Source organism: Streptomyces griseofuscus (assembly GCF_014673495.1).
Classification (GTDB): Bacteria; Actinomycetota; Actinomycetes; order Streptomycetales; family Streptomycetaceae; genus Streptomyces; species Streptomyces murinus.
In genome coordinates, this window is the sequence record NZ_CP051006.1 from 8349036 (window position 1) to 8367539 (window position 18504).

General features: G+C 73.9%; 1 protein-coding gene. It reads left to right on the plus strand.

Annotated features, from left to right (window positions below; genetic code table 11):
- Positions 1 to 28: 28 nt before the first annotated feature.
- Positions 29 to 18496 carry a type I polyketide synthase gene (locus HEP81_RS37570; protein ID WP_190276074.1) on the plus strand — a complete coding sequence of 6156 codons (18468 nt, stop codon included), beginning with the start codon at positions 29 to 31 and terminating at the stop codon, positions 18494 to 18496.
- Positions 18497 to 18504: the final 8 nt, after the last annotated feature.

Below are 18504 nucleotides of genomic sequence, written 5' to 3' on the forward strand. Positions count from 1 at the left end.
TCACGCACTGCTACCGAGGACGTAAAACATGTCGAACGACGACAAGCTCAGGGACTACCTCAAGCGCGTGATGGTGGACCTGCGCCAGACCCGCAGGCAGCTGGGTGAGCTGGAGGCGAAGGACACCGAGCCGGTCGCCATCGTCGGTATGGCCTGCCGCTACCCGGGCGGCGTCGCCTCCCCCGAGGACCTGTGGCGCCTTGTCGCCTCGGGCGGCGACGGCATCTCCGGATTCCCCACCGACCGGGGCTGGGACCTCGATACCCTCTACGACCCCGAGCCCGGACGGACCGGCCGCAGCTATGTGCGCGAGGGCGGATTCCTCGACGGGGCGGGGGAGTTCGACCCCGCGTTCTTCGGGATCTCGCCGCGTGAGGCCCTGGTCATGGACCCGCAGCAGCGGCTGCTCCTGGAGACCTCCTGGGAGGCCCTGGAACGCGCGGGCATCGACCCCACCACCGCGCGCGGCACCCGGGCCGGTGTGTTCGTCGGCACCAACGGGCAGGACCACGCCTACCTCCAGCGGCCGGACGACGGCGACATCGAGGCCCACCTCGTCACCGCGAACACCGCCGCCGTGATCTCCGGCCGCATCTCCTACGCCCTCGGCCTCGAAGGCCCCGCGGTCACTGTCGACACGGCCTGCTCGTCCTCACTGGTCGCGCTCCACCTGGCCGCCCAGGCGCTGCGTCGCGGCGAGTGCTCGCTCGCGCTGGCGGGCGGTGCCACCGTGATGGCCACCCCGAACACCTTCGTCGCGTTCAGCGCCCAGCGCGGCCTGTCGCCCGACGGCCGCTGCCGCGCGTTCTCCGCCACCGCCGACGGCACCGGCATGTCCGAGGGCGTCGGCGTCCTGCTGCTGGAGCGGCTGTCCGACGCCCGCCGGCTCGGCCATGACGTGCTCGCCGTCATCCGTGGCAGCGCCGTCAACCAGGACGGCGCCTCCAACGGCCTCACCGCCCCGAACGGCCCGTCGCAGGAACGGGTGATCCGGCAGGCGCTGGAGAACGCGCGCCTGACCGCCTCCCAGGTCGACGCGGTCGAGGCACACGGCACGGCCACCACCCTCGGCGACCCGATCGAGGCGGAGGCGCTGCTCGCCACATACGGCCAGGAGCACCCGGCGGACCGGCCGCTGTGGCTCGGATCCGTCAAGTCCAACATCGGGCACACCCAGGCGGCCTCCGGTGTCGCCGGGGTCATCAAGATGGTGATGGCCATCCGCAACGGCGTCCTGCCGCGGACGCTGCACGTGGCCGAGCCGACCGACCAGGTCGACTGGACGGCGGGCGGCGTACGACTGCTCACCGAGGCCGTCGACTGGCCCGGGACCGACCACCCCCGCCGCGCCGCCGTCTCGTCCTTCGGCGTCAGCGGCACCAACGCGCACACGATCATCGAGCAGGCCCCGGCCCCCGACGAGGAACCCGCCACCGAACCGGCCGAGGCCCCCGCCACCGGTGTACGGCCATGGGTGCTCTCGGCGAAGAGCGAGGCGGCGCTGCGCGCCCAGGCCCAGCGCCTGCTCGCCTTCCTGGAGGACCGCGGCCCCAGCTGCGCACCGGCCGACATCGGCTACTCCCTCGCCACGACCCGCACCGCCTGGGACCGCAGGGCGGCCGTCGTCGGCGAGAGCCTGGAAGAACTCACCGAGGGCGTACGGGCGTTGGCGTCAGGCGTACCCTCCGCGGCCGTCGTGCAGAACACCGGCCGCCTCGGCGAGAGGACCGGGTTCCTCTTCTCCGGTCAGGGCTCGCAGCGGTTCGGCATGGGCCGCGAACTCTACGACGCCTTCCCCGCGTTCGCCGCCGCCTACGACGAGATCCGCGCCCACCTCGACGTCACGCTCGACGCGGACGCGGAGCAGCTGAACCGCACCGGGCACACCCAGCCGGCGCTGTTCGCCCTCGAAGTGGCCCTGTTCCGGCTGCTGGAGTCGTGGGGCGTCCGGCCGGACTACGTGGCCGGGCACTCGGTCGGCGAGATCGCCGCCGCGCATGTGGCGGGTGTGCTGTCGCTTCAGGACGCGGCGAAACTGGTGTCGGCGCGTGCCGCGCTGATGCAGGCGCTCCCCGAGGGCGGCGCGATGGTCGCCGTACAGGCGACGGAGGACGAGGTGCTGCCGCATCTCACCGACGAGGTCGGTGTCGCGGCGGTCAACGGCCCCCGTTCGGTGGTGGTTTCGGGCACCGAGGAGGCGGTCCTCGCCGTCGCGGAGCTGTTCGCCGGCCAGGGGCGTAAGACATCCCGGCTGAAGGTCAGTCACGCGTTCCATTCGCCGTTGATGGATCCGATCCTTGAGGAGTTCGCGCGAGCGATCAGCGAACTCACCTTCGACGAGCCGCGGATCCCGGTCGTCTCGAACCTCACCGGGCGGCTGGCCGAGCCGTACACCCCGGAGTACTGGGTACGGCATGTCCGCGAGGCGGTCCGCTTCGCCGACGGTGTCCGGACCCTGCACGAGCTGGGCGTGACCACCTTCGTGGAGATCGGTCCCGGCGGTGTCCTCAGCGGCATGGCCCAGGGCTGCGCGGACGGCATCGTCACCGTCCCCGTGCTCCGCGCCGACCGCCCCGAACCCCGGGCCGTCGTCACCGCGCTCGCCGAACTGCACGCCCACGGCACGTCCCCCGACTGGCAGGCCCTCCTCCCGGGCGCCCGCCGCGTCGACCTGCCCACCTACGCCTTCCAGCAGCAGCGCTACTGGCTGGAGACCCCCGAAGCCGAGACGGCCGCCGTGGACGCGGTCGACGCCGACTTCTGGGCGAGCGTCGAGCGCGAGGACGCCGAGTCCCTCGCCGCGACACTGGAGCTGAGCCCCGGCGAACTGGACGTCGTCGTACCGAAGTTGTCCGCCTGGCGACGCCGAAGGCGCGAGCAGTCCGCCGTGGACGGCCGGCGCTACCAGCTGACCTGGCAGCCGCTGAACGGCCTGTCCGGGGGCGATCTCTTCGACCGCACCTGGCTGTTCGCCGCGCCCGAGGGCGACGAGTGGGCCGAGGCGGTTCGCACGGCTCTCGCCGGACGCGGCGCGCGACTGGTCCCGCTGACGGTCGGCGCGAGCGCCGACCGCGCCCGGCTGGCGGGTGAGCTGACCCGGGCCGCGGCGGAAGCCGGACCGCTCGACGGCGTCCTGTCGTTGCTCGCCACCGACGAGACCGCCACGCCCGAGCACCCCGCGCTCTCCCGGGGCCTCGCCCGGACGGTGGCCCTGGCACAGGCGCTGGGCGACGCGGACATCGACGCCCCGCTGTGGTGCGCCACCCGTGGCGCGGCCGCCACCGGCCGCTTCGACGACGCCGCGCTCAGCGCCGTACAGAACCAGGTGTGGGGCCTCGGCCGCACCCTGGCCCTGGAGCACCCCCACCGCTGGGGAGGCCTGATCGACCTGCCCGCCACCGTGGACGAGCGCGCCGCCGGGCGGGTCGCCGCCGTACTCGCCCACGGCACCGGTACGGGGGAGTGGGAGGACCAGGTCGCCGTCCGCGCCTCCGGCGTGTTCACCGCCCGGCTCGACCACGCCCGCGGCGCCACCACCCGGACGTGGTCGCCGCGCGGCACCGTCCTGATCACCGGCGGCACCGGCGCCCTCGGCGGGCACCTCGCCCGCTGGCTCGCGCGTGCGGGCGCCGAGCACCTGGTGCTCACCAGCCGCCGGGGCGCCGACGCCCCCGGCGCGCCCGCGCTCAGCGCCGAACTGGAGGAACTGGGCGCCCGCGTCACCCTCGCCGCCTGCGACGTCGCCGACCGCGACGCGGTCGCGGCCCTGCTCTCCGAACACAGCTTCACCGCCGTCTTCCACGCCGCGGGCGTCCCCCAGTTCACCCCCTTCGACGAACTGACACCGGCCGACTTCGCCCGGGCCCTCGCGGCGAAGGCCCACGGCGCCACCCACCTGGACGAACTGCTCGGCGACCGCGAGCTGGACGCCTTCGTGCTCTTCTCCTCCATCGCCGGCGTGTGGGGCAGCGGCGGCCAGACCGCCTACGCCGCCGCCAACGCCCACCTCGACGGGCTCGCCGCCCGGCGCCGGGCCCGGGGCCTGACCGCCACCGCGATCGCCTGGGGCCCCTGGGCCGACGGCGGCATGGTCACCGACGCCGACGAGGAACACCTGCGCCGCCGGGGCGTCGTCACCCTGCCCCCCGCACTCGCCGTGACCGCGGTCCAGCGCGCCCTGGACTGCGACGACACCGCGGTCGTCGTGGCCGACATGGCATGGGAACGGTTCATCGGACCGTTCACCCTCGGCCGCCCCAGCGCCCTGCTGTCCGAGGTGCCCGAGGTGCGCCGTGCCCGCACCGCCGCGGCGCCCGCCGACGCCGGGACCGGCGCCGGGCCCCTGACGGACCGGCTCGCCGGACTGCCCGAGGCCGAGCGCACCCGGGCCCTGCTCGACCTGGTCCGCGCGCATGTCGCGGCCGTCCTCGGCCACAGCGGCATCGGCGAGATCGAGCCCGACCGGGCCTTCAAGGACCTCGGCTTCGACTCCCTGACCGCCGTCGAACTCCGCGACAAGGTCAACGCGGCCACCGGTCTCGCCCTGCCGCCCACCCTGGTCTTCGACCACCCCAGCGCCACCGCGCTCGCCCGCTTCCTGGAGAGTGAACTCCTCGGCGCGCGGAGCGCCGTACCGCAGGACCCGCAGGCGGCGCCCGCCGGCGACGACGAGCCCATCGCGATCGTCGCGATGAGCTGCCACCTGCCCGGCGGCGTCGACTCGCCCGAGGCCCTGTGGGACCTGGTGGCATCCGGCGGCGACGCCATCGCCGAGTTCCCGGCCGACCGCGGCTGGGACGTCGACGGGCTCTACGACCCGGACCCCGAGCGCCCCGGCAAGACCTACGCCCGCGACGGCGGATTCCTCTACGACGCCACCGACTTCGACGCGGGCTTCTTCGGGATCTCCCCGCGCGAGGCCCTGGCCATGGACCCCCAGCAGCGCCTGTTCCTGGAGACCTCGTGGGAGGCCTTCGAACGCGCCGGGATCGCCCCCGGACAACTGCGCGGCAGCCGCACCGGCGTCTTCGTCGGCATGGCCTACCAGGGCTACGGCGCCGATGCGCACCGCACGCCCGAAGGCGTCGAGGGGCACCGGCTCGTCGGCGGCGCCTCCAGCGTGGTCTCCGGCCGGGTCGCCTACACCTTCGGCCTCGAAGGCCCCGCCGTCACCATCGACACCGCCTGCTCCTCCTCCCTGGTCGCCCTGCACCTGGCCATGCAGTCGCTGCGGAGCGGCGAGTGCACGATGGCCCTGGCCGGCGGCGTCACCGTCATGGCCAGCCCCAACGTCTTCGTGGAGTTCAGCCGCCAGCGCGGCCTGTCACCCGACGGCCGCTGCCGGGCCTTCGGCGCGGACGCGGACGGCACCGGCTGGTCCGAGGGCGTGGGCGTGGTGCTCGTGGAGCGCCTGTCCGACGCCGTGCGTCACGGCCATGAGGTGCTCGCGGTGGTCCGCGGGAGCGCCGTGAACCAGGACGGCGCGTCCAACGGCCTGACCGCGCCCAACGGTCCGGCGCAGCAGCGGGTCATCCGGCAGGCCCTCGCCTCCGCCGGGCTCACCCCGGCCGACGTGGACGCCGTCGAGGCGCACGGTACGGGGACGACGCTCGGCGACCCGATCGAGGCACAGGCCCTCCTCGCCACCTACGGACAGGATCGTGAACGGCCGCTCCTGCTCGGCTCGTTGAAGTCGAACATCGGCCACGCCCAGGCGGCGTCGGGCGTGGCCGGTGTGATCAAGATGGTCATGGCGATGCGCCACGGTGTGCTGCCCCGGACGCTGCACGCCGATGAGCCGACGCCGCATGTGGACTGGTCGGCGGGTGCGGTGCGGCTGCTGACGGAGCCCGTGGACTGGCCGGAGACGGACCGTCCTCGCCGGGCCGCCGTGTCGTCCTTCGGGGTGAGCGGCACCAACGCCCACACCATCATCGAACAGGCCCACGCGGCAGCCGAGTTGCCCCCGACCCCGGACTCCGGCGCACCCGTGCCGTGGATCCTGTCCGGCAAGGGAGAGCCCGCACTGCGCGCACAGGCGGCCCGGCTCGCCGGCCACCTCGACGCGAAGGACGGCTGGACCGCCCCCGACATCGGCTACTCCCTGGCCGCCCGCGAGACCTTCGAGGACCGCGCCGTACTCCTGGCCCAGACCCCGGAAGAACTCCGCCACGCCCTCACCGCCCTCGCCACCGGCGAACCAGCCGCGAACGTCGTCACCGGGCGCGCCCGGGCGACGGGCAAGGTCGGCTTCCTGTTCTCGGGGCAGGGCTCGCAACGCCTGGGTATGGGCCGTGAGTTGTACGAGGAGTTCCCGGTGTTCGCCGATGCGTACGACGAGGTGTGCGCGCGCCTGGACGTGCCGTTCGATGTCGACTCCGAGTCCCTGCACCGGACCGGGAACGCCCAACCGGCCTTGTTCGCGGTCGAGGTGGCGTTGTTCCGGCTCCTTGAATCGTGGGGTGTGCGGCCGGACTACGTGGCCGGTCACTCGGTGGGCGAGATCGCTGCCGCGCATGTGGCCGGGGTGCTGTCGCTGGACGACGCGGCGAAGTTGGTGTCGGCGCGTGCCGCGTTGATGCAGGCGTTGCCGGGCGGCGGTGCGATGGTCGCCGTACAGGCCGGCGAGGACGAGGTGCTGGCGCGGCTGACCGACGGCGTCGGTGTCGCGGCGGTCAACGGGCCTCGGTCGGTCGTGATTTCGGGCGCGGAGGAGGAAGTGCGCGCCGTCGCCGAGGCGTTCGCCGCTCAGGGTCGCAGGACGTCCCGGCTGAAGGTCAGCCACGCGTTCCACTCGCCGCTGATGGAACCGATACTGGAGGAGTTCGCGCAGGCCATCCAGGACCTGTACTTCAACGAGCCGCGTATTCCGGTCGTTTCGAACCTGACCGGCCGGGTCGCCGAGTCGTACACCCCGGAGTACTGGGTACGGCACGTCCGCGAGGCGGTCCGCTTCGCCGACGGTGTGCACACCCTGCACGAGTTGGGCGTGACCACCTTCGTGGAGATCGGCCCCGGCGGCGTCCTCACCGCCCTGGCGCAGGGCTGCCTGGACGACACCGCGGCCGTGCCCGCCCTGCGCGGCGACCGTCCCGAGCGGCAGGCCGTCGTCGCCGCGCTCGCCGAACTGTACGTACGCGGCGAGACCCCCGACTGGCAGTCCCTCATCCCCGGCGCCCACCGCGTCACCCTGCCCACCTACGCCTTCCAGCGCCAGCGCTACTGGCTGGAGGGCGACGCGGAGCCGGCCGGCGTCGGAGCCCCGGCCGACGCGGCGGACTCCGGTTTCTGGGACAGCGTCGAGCGCGAGGACGCCGCATCCCTGGCCGCGACCCTCGGCGTGAGCACGGACGCCTCGCTCAACGCGCTCCTGCCCCGGCTGTCCGCGTGGCGCCGGCAGCGCCGCGAGCGGTCCGTGGTCGGCGGCTGGCGCTACCGCGTCACCTGGAAGCCGCTCGGCGCGCTCCCGCAACCCGGCCCGGCCGGGACCTGGCTGCTCGTGGTGGCCGGGGAGAGCGAGTGGACCGCCGCGGTCCGCACCGCCCTCACCGACCACGGCGCGACGACGGTCACGCTCGTCGCCGGACCCGACACCGACCGCCGCACACTGGCCCGCGAACTGGCCGACATCGGCCCGGTGACCGGAGTGCTCTCCCTGCTCGCCGAGGACGAGACCGCCTCGGCCGGGCAGCCCGGTCTGTCGTACGGCCTCGCCGCGACCCTCTGCCTGACGCAGGCGCTCGGCGACGCGGGTGTGGACGCCCCGCTGTGGTGCGCCACGCGCGGCGCGGTGGCCACCGGCCGCGCCGACCGCCTCGACCGCCCGCTCCAGTCCCAGGTGTGGGGCTTCGGCCGGGCCGCTGCGCTCGAACATCCGCGCCGCTGGGGCGGGTTGATCGACCTGCCCGACGTGCTGGACGCCCGTGCCGCGGCCCGTCTGACCGCCGTCCTCGGCCAGCGGACCGAGGACCAGGTGGCGATCCGCGCCTCCGGCGTCCACGGGCGCCGAGTCGTCCGCGCCACCCGCGCCACCGATCCCGCACAGGAGTGGTCGCCGCGCGGCACGGTGCTGATCACGGGTGGTACGGGTGCGCTGGGCGGTCATGTGGCCCGGTGGCTCGCCGGTGCGGGCGCCGAGCATCTGCTGCTGACGAGCCGTCGTGGCCTCGACGCGCCCGGTGCGGCCGTCCTGAAGGGGGAGTTGGAGGCGGAGGGCGTACGGGTGACCGTCGTCGCCTGCGATGTCGCCGACCGGGAGGCGCTGGCCGCGCTGCTCGCCGAGCACCCGGTGAAGGCCGTCGTCCACACCGCGGGCGTCGGCGACCACACCATGATCGAGGACAGCGACCCGGCCGGGTTCGCCCGTACGGTGTCCGCGAAGGCCGCGGGCGCCGCCCACCTGGACGAACTGCTGGCCGATCAGGAACTCGACGCCTTCGTCCTGTTCTCCTCGGGCGCCGGCATCTGGGGCGGCGCAAGCCAGTCCGCCTACGCCGCGGCCAACGCCTACCTGGACGCCCTCGCCGAGCACCGGCGGGCACGCGGACGCACCGCGCTCGCCGTCTCCTGGGGCGGCTGGGCCGACGGCGGCATGGCCGGGGTCGGCGACGGCGAGGAGATGCTGCTCCGCCGCGGACTGCCGCCGATGCGCCCCGCCCTCGCGCTCTCCGCGCTCCGACAAGCCCTGGCCGACGACGAGACCGCGCTCACCGTCGCGGACTTCGACTGGCAGCGGTTCATCGGCCCCTTCACCGTCACCCGGCCCAGCGCCCTGTTCGCCGATGTGCCCGAGGCGGCTCACGCCCTGGAGGGTCCGGCCGCCGGTGGCGCCGAGGCGGGCAACGCGCTCGCCGCACGACTGGCCGGACTGTCGGCGGGCGAACGGGACCGCGCCCTGGTGGACCTCGTCCGCGGTCACGCCGCCGCCGTGCTCGGTCACGACGGCAGCGCGGCCGTGGAAGCGGGCCGGGCCTTCAACGACCTCGGCTTCGACTCCCTGACCGCCGTCGAACTGCGCGACAAGCTCACGGCCGACACCGGCCTGAAACTGCCCACCACACTGGTCTTCGACTACCCCAACGCCACCGCCCTGGCCCACTTCCTGCGCACCGAACTGCTCGGGGCACAGGACACCGCGGGGCCCGAGCGGCGGGTGGCCGCCGACGGCGACGAACCCATCGCCATCGTGGCCATGAGCTGCCGCCTCCCCGGCGGCGTCGGCTCCCCCGAGGACCTGTGGCGGCTCGTGACCTCCGGCGGCGACGCGATCTCCGGCTTCCCCGAGGACCGCGGCTGGGACATCGAGGGCCTCTACGACCCCGACCCGGGCACCCCGGGCAGGACGTACGCGCGTGACGGTGGATTCCTCTACGACGCGGGTGACTTCGACGCCGCGCTGTTCGGGATCTCTCCGCGCGAGGCGCTCGCGATGGACCCCCAGCAGCGGCTGCTGCTCGAAGCCACGTGGGAGGCGTTCGAGCGGGCCGGCATCGACCCGGCCGCCATGAAGGGCAGCCGCACGGGTGTGTTCGTCGGCATGTCCTACCAGGGCTACGGTGCCGGCCTCCCGGAGGTCCCCGAGGGCGTCGAGGGCCATCTGCTCACCGGCAGCGCCGCAAGCGTCGTCTCCGGGCGCGTGGCCTACTCGTTCGGCCTGGAGGGCCCGGCCGTCACCGTCGACACGGCCTGCTCGTCGTCGCTGGTCGCCCTGCATCTGGCCATCCAGTCGCTGCGGGGCGGCGAGAGCACCATGGCCGTCGCGGGCGGCGTCAACGTCATGGCCGTACCGGCCGCGTTCGTGGAGTTCAGCCGCCAGCGCGGACTGTCCGCCGACGGCCGCTGCAAGGCGTTCGGCGCCGGAGCCGACGGCACCGGCTGGGCGGAGGGCGTGGGCGTGGTGCTGGTGGAGCGCCTGTCCGACGCCGTCCGCAACGGTCACGACGTCCTCGCGGTCGTGCGGGGCAGCGCGGTCAACCAGGACGGTGCGTCGAACGGTCTGACCGCGCCCAACGGTCCGGCGCAGCAGCGGGTGATCCGGCAGGCTCTCGCCTCCGCCGGGCTCACGCCGGGTGATGTGGACGCCGTGGAGGCGCACGGTACGGGCACGAAGCTGGGCGACCCGATCGAGGCGCAGGCGCTTCTCGCCACCTACGGGCAGGATCGCGAACGGCCGTTGCTGCTGGGCTCGTTGAAGTCCAACATCGGCCATGCCCAGGCGGCGTCCGGTGTGGCCGGTGTGATCAAGATGGTCATGGCGATGCGCCACGGTGTGCTGCCCCGGACGTTGCATGCCGATGAGCCGACGCCGCATGTGGATTGGTCGGCGGGTGCGGTGCAACTGCTGACGGATGGCGTGGACTGGCCGGAGACGGGCCGTCCGCGCCGGGCCGCGATCTCCTCCTTCGGTGTGAGCGGCACCAACGCCCACACCATCATCGAACAGGCACCGATGGCCGCACCGGCCGCCGCCGCACCGGTCGAGGTCACCTCCCCGGCCGTGCCCTTGGTGCTGTCCGGCAAGACCGAGGCCGCACTGCGCGCCCAGGCCGAACGCCTGCTCACCCTGGTCGCCGACGGCGCCGCACCCTCCCTCACCGACATCGGGTTCTCGCTGGCCACCACGCGGGCCGCCCTGGAGCACCGTGCCGCCGTGGTCGGCGCCGACCACGACCGGATCGCCGAGGGCCTGCGCGCCCTGGCCACCGGCGCACCCGCCCCTGGCATCGCCCTCGGCCGCGCCGACACCGGCCAGGTCGGCTTCCTGTTCTCGGGCCAGGGCTCCCAGCGCGTCGGCATGGGACGGGAACTGTACGACGCCTTCCCGGTCTTCGCGGCCGCCTACGACGAGGCGTGCGCCCATCTCGACCGGCACCTGGACCGGCCGCTGCGGGACGTGGCCTTCGGCGAGAACGGCCACGAGGACGGCGCGCAGCTGAACCGCACCGCCTTCACCCAGCCCGCCCTGTTCGCGCACGAGGTCGCCGTCCATCACCTGCTGGAGTCCTGGGGCGTCCGACCGGACTACCTGGCCGGACACTCCGTTGGTGAGATCGCCGCCGCGCACGTCGCCGGGGCCCTCTCGCTGGCGGACGCGGCCACACTCGTGACCGCCCGCGCCGCGCTGATGCAGGCTCTGCCCGCGGGCGGTGCGATGGTCGCCGTACAGGCCACCGAGGAAGAGGTACGGCCGCACCTCACCGAGGACAGCGACATCGCGGCGGTCAACGGCCCCGAGTCCGTCGTGGTCTCCGGAGCCGAGGACGCCGTGCTGGGGATCGCGGAGGTCTTCACCCGCCAGGGCCGCAAGACGTCCCGGCTCACGGTGAGTCACGCGTTCCACTCGCCGCTGATGGACCCCGTGCTGGCGGACTTCGCCCGCGTCGTCGGCGGACTGCGCTTCGAGACGCCCCGGACACCCGTCGTCTCCGACCTCACCGGCGAACTCATCGACACGTACACCCCGGGCTACTGGGTCCGGCACGTCCGCGAGGCCGTGCGCTTCGCCGACGGCATCCGCACCTTGGGCGAGCTGGGCGTCACCACATTCGTGGAGACCGGACCCGGCGGGGTGCTGAGCGCCATGGCCCAGGGCTGCCTGGACGGCGCGGTCACCGTACCCTGCACACGGTCCGGCAGTCCGGAGTCCGGGGCGATCACCGGCGCGGTCGCGCGCCTGCATGTGCTCGGCGTCCCTGTCGACTGGGCGGCGTTCTTCGCCGGGCGCGGCGCCCGGCGCGCCGAACTGCCCACCTACGCCTTCCAGCACCAGCGGTACTGGCTCCGCACCACCGCGCCCACAGCCGCCGCCGCGCCGACCGACGCCGTGGAGGCCGGGTTCTGGGAGACCGTGGAGCGCGAGGACGCCCAGTCCCTCGCCGCCACCCTCGACCTGCCCGCCGGGCAACTGGACACGGTGCTGCCCCGGCTGTCCGCGTGGCGCCGGCGGCGGCGCCAGGAGTCCGCCGTGGAAGGCTGGTCCTACCGCACGAGCTGGAAGCCGCTCAGCGGTCTGCGGAACCATGAACTTCCGGGTGACTGGCTGTTCTTGACCACCCAGGGGCAGACCGGCACGGACGATGCGACGGCCGCCGAGGATCGGCCGGCCGAGGCCGCCTGGACGTCCGCCGTCGCCGACGGGCTCGCCGCCCGTGGCGCCCGGCTGATCCCGGTCACCGTCGACCCCGCCGCCGACCGGGACGCACTGCTGCGCCAACTCACCGATGCCGTCCGGGACTTCGCGGTCGGCGGTGTGATCTCGCTCCTCGGCACCGACGAGAGCCCCCATGCCGACCACCCGGTCCTTTCCGTCGGCACCGCGCTGACCCTCGCGCTCGTCCAGGCCCTGGGCGACGCGGGCGTTGCCGCCCCGCTGTGGGCACTGACCAGGTCCGCCATGTCCACAGGGCGTGCGGACCCGGTGCCGAGCGCCACCCAGCACGCCGTCTGGGGCCTGGGCCGGGTCGCCGCGCTGGAACACGCGCGGCGCTGGGGCGGCCTGATCGACCTCCCGGACACGATCGACGACCGGGCCATCGACCGTCTCGCCGCGGTCCTCACCCAGTCGGCCGAGGACCAGGTCGCCATCCGCGCCCGAGGCGCCTTCGGCCGCAGGCTCACCCAGGCCACCGCCCACCGCGACACCGGCACCACTCACGGGTGGTCGCCGCGCGGCACGGTGCTGATCACGGGTGGTAAGGGTGCGCTGGGCGGGCATGTGGCCCGGTGGCTCGCCGGTGCGGGCGCCGAGCATCTGGTGCTGACCAGCCGTCGGGGCCCCGACGCGCCCGGTGTGGCCGCCCTGAAGGGGGAGTTGGAGGCGGCGGGCGTACGGGTGACCGTCGTCGCCTGCGATGTCGCCGACCGTGAGGCGCTGGCCGCGCTGCTCGCCGAGCACCCGGTGAACGCCGTCGTCCACACCGCGGGAGTGGATCACCTGGACCCGCTGGAGACCATGACGCCGGGCGCCTTCGCCGGCGTACTCTCCGCGAAGGCTGCGGGTGCCCTGCACCTCGACGCGCTGCTCGACGGCCGGGAGCTCGACGCCTTCGTGCTCTTCTCGTCCATCGCCGGTGTGTGGGGCAGCGGCCACCAGGCCGCGTACGCGGCGGCCAACGCCCTGCTCGACGGACTCGCCGAACGCCGCCGCGCCCGAGGACTGCCGGCGACCGCCGTGGCCTGGGGCCCCTGGGCGGGCGGCGGCATGGCCGAGGGCGACGGCGCGGACGAACGGCTGCGCCGCCGCGGCCTGCTCCCGATGCCCGCCGCGCTCGCCGTGGCCGGACTCGCACGGGCGCTGCACTCCGGCGCGGCGACCACCATGGTGGCCGACATCGACTGGGAGCGGTTTCTGCCCCCGTTCACCATGGGCCGCCCGAGCGCCCTGCTCGGCGACCTCCCGCAGGCCGAGCGGATCCGCACCGCGGACAGCGCGGCCGGCGAACCCGGAACGGCCACCGCCTCGCCCCTGGCCGAGCGCCTCACCAAGGTGTCCGAGACCGAACAGCACGCCCTGCTGGTGGACCTCGTCCGCACCCACGCGGCGGCCGTCCTCGGGCACAGCGGCATCGGCGAGGTCGAGGCCGACCGGGCCTTCAAGGACCTCGGCTTCGACTCCCTGACCGCTGTCGAACTGCGCAACAGGCTCACCACCGAGACCGGCCTCGCCCTGCCCACCACCCTGGTCTTCGACCACCCCAACGCCCAGGCGGTCGCACGGCAGTTGCGCACCGAGCTCACCGGCCGCACCCCGGCGGCCATCGCCCAGGAGACGGTCACCGCACCCGCCGCGGACGACGAACCCATCGCGATCGTCGGCATGGCGTGCCGGTATCCGGGCGGGGTGCGTTCGCCCGAGGACCTGTGGCGGCTGGTGGCCTCCGGTGGTGACGCGGTCGGTGAGTTCCCGGCGGACCGCGGCTGGGACGTGGACGGCATCTACGACCCGGACCCGGACGCCGCGGGCAAGACATACACGCGGCACGGTGGATTCCTTTACGACGCGGGGGAGTTCGATCCCGGGTTCTTCGGGATCTCGCCGCGTGAGGCCGTGGCGATGGATCCGCAGCAGCGGTTGCTGCTGGAGACGACGTGGGAGACGTTCGAACGGGCCGGTATCGACGCGGAGTCGGTACGGGGCAGCCGTACCGGAGTCTTCGTCGGCTCCGGCTACCAGGACTACGCCGCCCAGGCTTTCCACGCGATCGACGACTCCGAGGGCTTCTTCGGCACCGGTAACTCGGCCAGCATCATGTCCGGCCGCATCGCCTACACCCTCGGTCTGGAAGGACCGGCCGTCACCGTCGACACGGCCTGCTCCTCCTCCCTGGTCGCCCTGCACTGGGCGGTCCAGGCGCTGCGCGGCGGCGAGTGCTCCATGGCACTGGCCGGCGGGGTGATGGTCATGTCCACCCCGCGCGCCTTCGTGGAGTTCAGCCGCCAGCGCGGACTGTCCGCCGACGGCCGCTGCAAGGCGTTCGGCGCCGGGGCCGACGGCACCGGGTGGGCGGAGGGCGTCGGCATGCTCCTGGTGGAGCGGCTGTCCGACGCCCGCCGCAACGGACACCAGGTACTGGCCGTCGTCCGCGGCAGCGCGGTCAACCAGGACGGTGCGTCGAACGGTCTGACCGCGCCCAACGGTCCGGCGCAGCAGCGGGTGATCCGGCAGGCCCTCGCCTCTGCCGGGCTCACTCCGGCCGACGTGGACGCCGTCGAGGCGCACGGTACGGGGACGACGCTCGGCGACCCGATCGAGGCACAGGCCCTCCTCGCCACCTACGGGCGGGATCGTGAACGGCCGCTCCTGCTCGGCTCGTTGAAGTCGAACATCGGCCACGCCCAGGCGGCGTCGGGCGTGGCCGGTGTGATCAAGATGGTCATGGCGATGCGCCACGGTGTGCTGCCCCGGACGCTGCACGCCGATGAGCCGACGCCGCATGTGGACTGGTCGGCGGGTGCGGTGCGGCTGCTGACGGAGCCCGTGGACTGGCCGGAGACGGACCGTCCTCGCCGAGCGGCCGTGTCGTCCTTCGGCGTGAGCGGCACCAACGCCCACACCATCATCGAACAAGCCCCGCCCGCCGAAGCCGAGGAGTCGGGTACCGCCCCGGCCCTCCTGCCCTGGCTGCTCTCAGCCAAGAGCGGCGCCGCACTGCGCGACCAGGCACGACGGCTGCTGGCCCAGGTACAGGACGACACCGCACCGGCCGACGTCGGCTTCTCCCTGGCCACCACCCGCAGCGCCCTGCGCCACCGGGCGGCCGTCATCGGCTCGACCAGCGCCGAACTCCGCCGGGAACTCGGCCTGCTGGCCGCCGGCACACCCTCACCCGGAGTCGTCCAGGGCCGACCGGGAGGCAAGGTCGGCTTCCTGTTCTCGGGCCAGGGCTCGCAACGCCCTGGCATGGGACGTGAGTTGTACGAGGCGTTCCCGGTGTTCGCCGATGCGTACGACGAGGTGTGCGCGCGCCTGGACGTGCCGTTCGATGTCGACTCCGACTCCCTGCACCGGACCGGGAACGCCCAACCGGCGCTGTTCGCGGTCGAGGTGGCGTTGTTCCGGCTTCTCGAATCGTGGGGTGTGCGGCCGGATTACGTGGCCGGGCACTCGGTGGGGGAGATCGCGGCCGCGCATGTGGCCGGGGTGTTGTCGCTGGACGACGCGGTGAGGTTGGTGTCGGCGCGTGCCGCGTTGATGCAGGCGTTGCCCCCGGGCGGTGCGATGGCCGCCGTACAGGCCACCGAGGACGAGGTGCTGGCGCGGCTGACCGACGGCGTCGGCGTCGCGGCGATCAACGGGCCGCAGTCGGTGGTGGTTTCGGGCGAGGAGGAAGCGGTCCTCGCGGTCGCCGAGGCGTTCGCTGCTCAGGGTCGCAAGACCTCCCGGCTGAAGGTCAGCCACGCCTTCCACTCACCCCTGATGGACCCGATGCTGGAGGAGTTCGCGCAGGCCATCCACGACCTCACCTACAACGAGCCGCGCATTCCCGTCGTTTCGAACCTCACCGGCCGACTGGCCGAGCCCTACACCCCCGAGTACTGGGTACGGCACGTCCGCGAGGCCGTCCGCTTCGCCGACGGCGTCCGGACCCTCCACGACCTGGGCGTCACCACGTTCGTGGAGGTCGGTCCGGGCGGTGTCCTGAGCGGTATGGCGCAGGGGTGCCTGGACGAGGCCGTGACGGTGCCGGTGCTGCGTGGTGAGCGTCCTGAGCGGCAGGCGTTTGTCACTGCCTTGGCCCAACTGCACACGTACGGCGTGGTGGTGGACTGGGGCGTGTTCTTCGCGGGTGCGCGGAGGACCGAGCTGCCGACGTACCCGTTCCAGCACGAGCGGTACTGGGTCGACGCCCCGGAGGCTGTGGCCGATACGGTGGTGGACCCGGTGGACGCCGAGTTCTGGGACACGGTGGAGCGCGAGGATCTGCAAGCCCTCGCCGAGACCCTGGACATCGGCGCGAGCGACACCTTCGGCGATGTACTCCCGCGTCTGTCGGCATGGCGTCGGCAGCGCAAGGAGCGGTCCGCAGTGGACAGTTGGCGCTACGGCATCACCTGGAAGGCGATCCCCGACCCCGCCCCGCAGAGTCCCGCCCGCGGTGGCGTATGGCTGGTTCCGGTCAGTGCCGCGCACCTCGGCGACGACTGGGTCACCACCTGTCTGCGCGGGCTGGCCGAGCGGGGCCTGACCACGCTGCCGGTCCGGGTCGAGCCGTCCACGGACCGGGCGGAGCTGACGGCCCAACTCGCCGGGGTCATCGGCGACGAGAGCGTGGCAGGCGTCCTGTCGCTGCTCGCCCTCGACGGCGAGGCCGCCCCGGCGGCCGCCGCGCTGACCGTCGGCGTCGCGCTGTCCGTCCTGCTCGTCCAGGCCCTGGGCGACGCCGGTGTCGGCGCCCCGCTGTGGTGCGTGACCCGCAACGCGATGGGTGTGAGCGCCGCCGAGACGGTGGCGGATCCCCACCAGTCCCAGGTCTGGGGGCTGGGCCGAGTGGCGGCGCTGGAGCACGCGCGGCGCTGGGGCGGTCTTGTGGACCTGCCCGGCACGGTCGACGACCGGATCGCGGGCCGTCTCGTCGCGGTCCTCGGACAGTCGGCCGAGGACCAGGTCGCCATCCGCGACCGTGGGTTGTTCGCGCGGCGCCTGTCGCGGCTGCCCGCGGCCCGGAGCGACCGTACCTGGTCGCCGCGCGGCACGGTGCTGATCACGGGTGGTACGGGCGCGCTGGGCGGTCATGTGGCTCGGTGGCTCGCCGGTGCGGGCGCCGAGCATCTGGTGCTGACCAGCCGTCGGGGCCCCGACGCGCCCGGTGTGGCCGCCCTGAAGGGGGAGTTGGAGGCGGCGGGCGTACGGGTGACCGTCGCCGCGTGCGATGCCGCCGACCGGGAGGCGCTGGCCGCGCTGCTCGCCCAGCACCCTGTCGACGCCGTGGTCCACGCGGCCGGCACCGCCGAGGCGGGGATGATCGCCGAGACGAGCCTCGGCGACTTCGCGGCGACGGTCGCCGCGAAGGCCCTCGGCGCCCTGCACCTCCATGAACTGCTCGGCGAACGGGAGTTGGACGCCTTCGTGCTCTTCTCCTCCATCTCCGGCGTCTGGGGAGGCGGCGGGCAGGCGGCGTACTCGGCCGCGAACGCCTTCCTCGACGGCCTGGCGCGACACCGGCGGGACCGGGGTCTCACCGCGACCGCCGTCGCCTGGGGCCCCTGGGCCGACGGCGGCATGGTCGCCGACACCGGGGACGAGGAGCGGCTGCGCCGCCGCGGCCTGATGACGCTGCGGCCGGACCGGGCCATCGCCGCGCTGCACGGCGCGCTGAGCGGCGCGGACGGCACGGTCACCGTGGCCGACGTGGACTGGGCGCGGTTCGTCGTCCCGTTCACCGTCAGCAGGCCCAGCGCGCTGCTGGGCGACCTGCCCGAGGTCAGGGACGCCCTCGCGGAGCGGCGGCCCGCCGGGCGGAGCGCGGAGCCGTCCGCGCTCGGGGAGAAGCTGGCCACGCTGTCCGAGGACGAACGGCGGCGCCTGCTCGTGGACACGGTGTGCGCGCACGCGGCGTCCGTACTCGGCCACAGCGGCGCCACGGCGGTGGAGCCGGACCTGGCGTTCCGGGACCTCGGCTTCGACTCCCTGACCGCGGTGGAACTGCGCAACCTGCTCACCGCCGACACCGGTCTCACCCTCCCCGCGACCCTGGTCTTCGACCACCCGACCCCCGAGGCGGTCGCCCGCCATCTGGGGAGCCAACTCGCCGGCGGGCAGGGCCCGGACGAGGTGTCGGTCTTCGGCGAACTCGACCGGCTGGAGGCGGTGATCGGCACGGCCGCCACCGCCGAGGAGACGGTCCGCTCGGGCGTGCGCAGGCGGCTCCAGGAGCTGCTGACCTTGATGAACACCGCCGGCGAGCAGCACACCGGGGTGGCCGACGCACAGCGGCAGCTCCAGGACGCGACGGTCGACGACATCTTCGATCTGATCGATCAAGATCTAGAAAATTCCTAGTTCTTGGC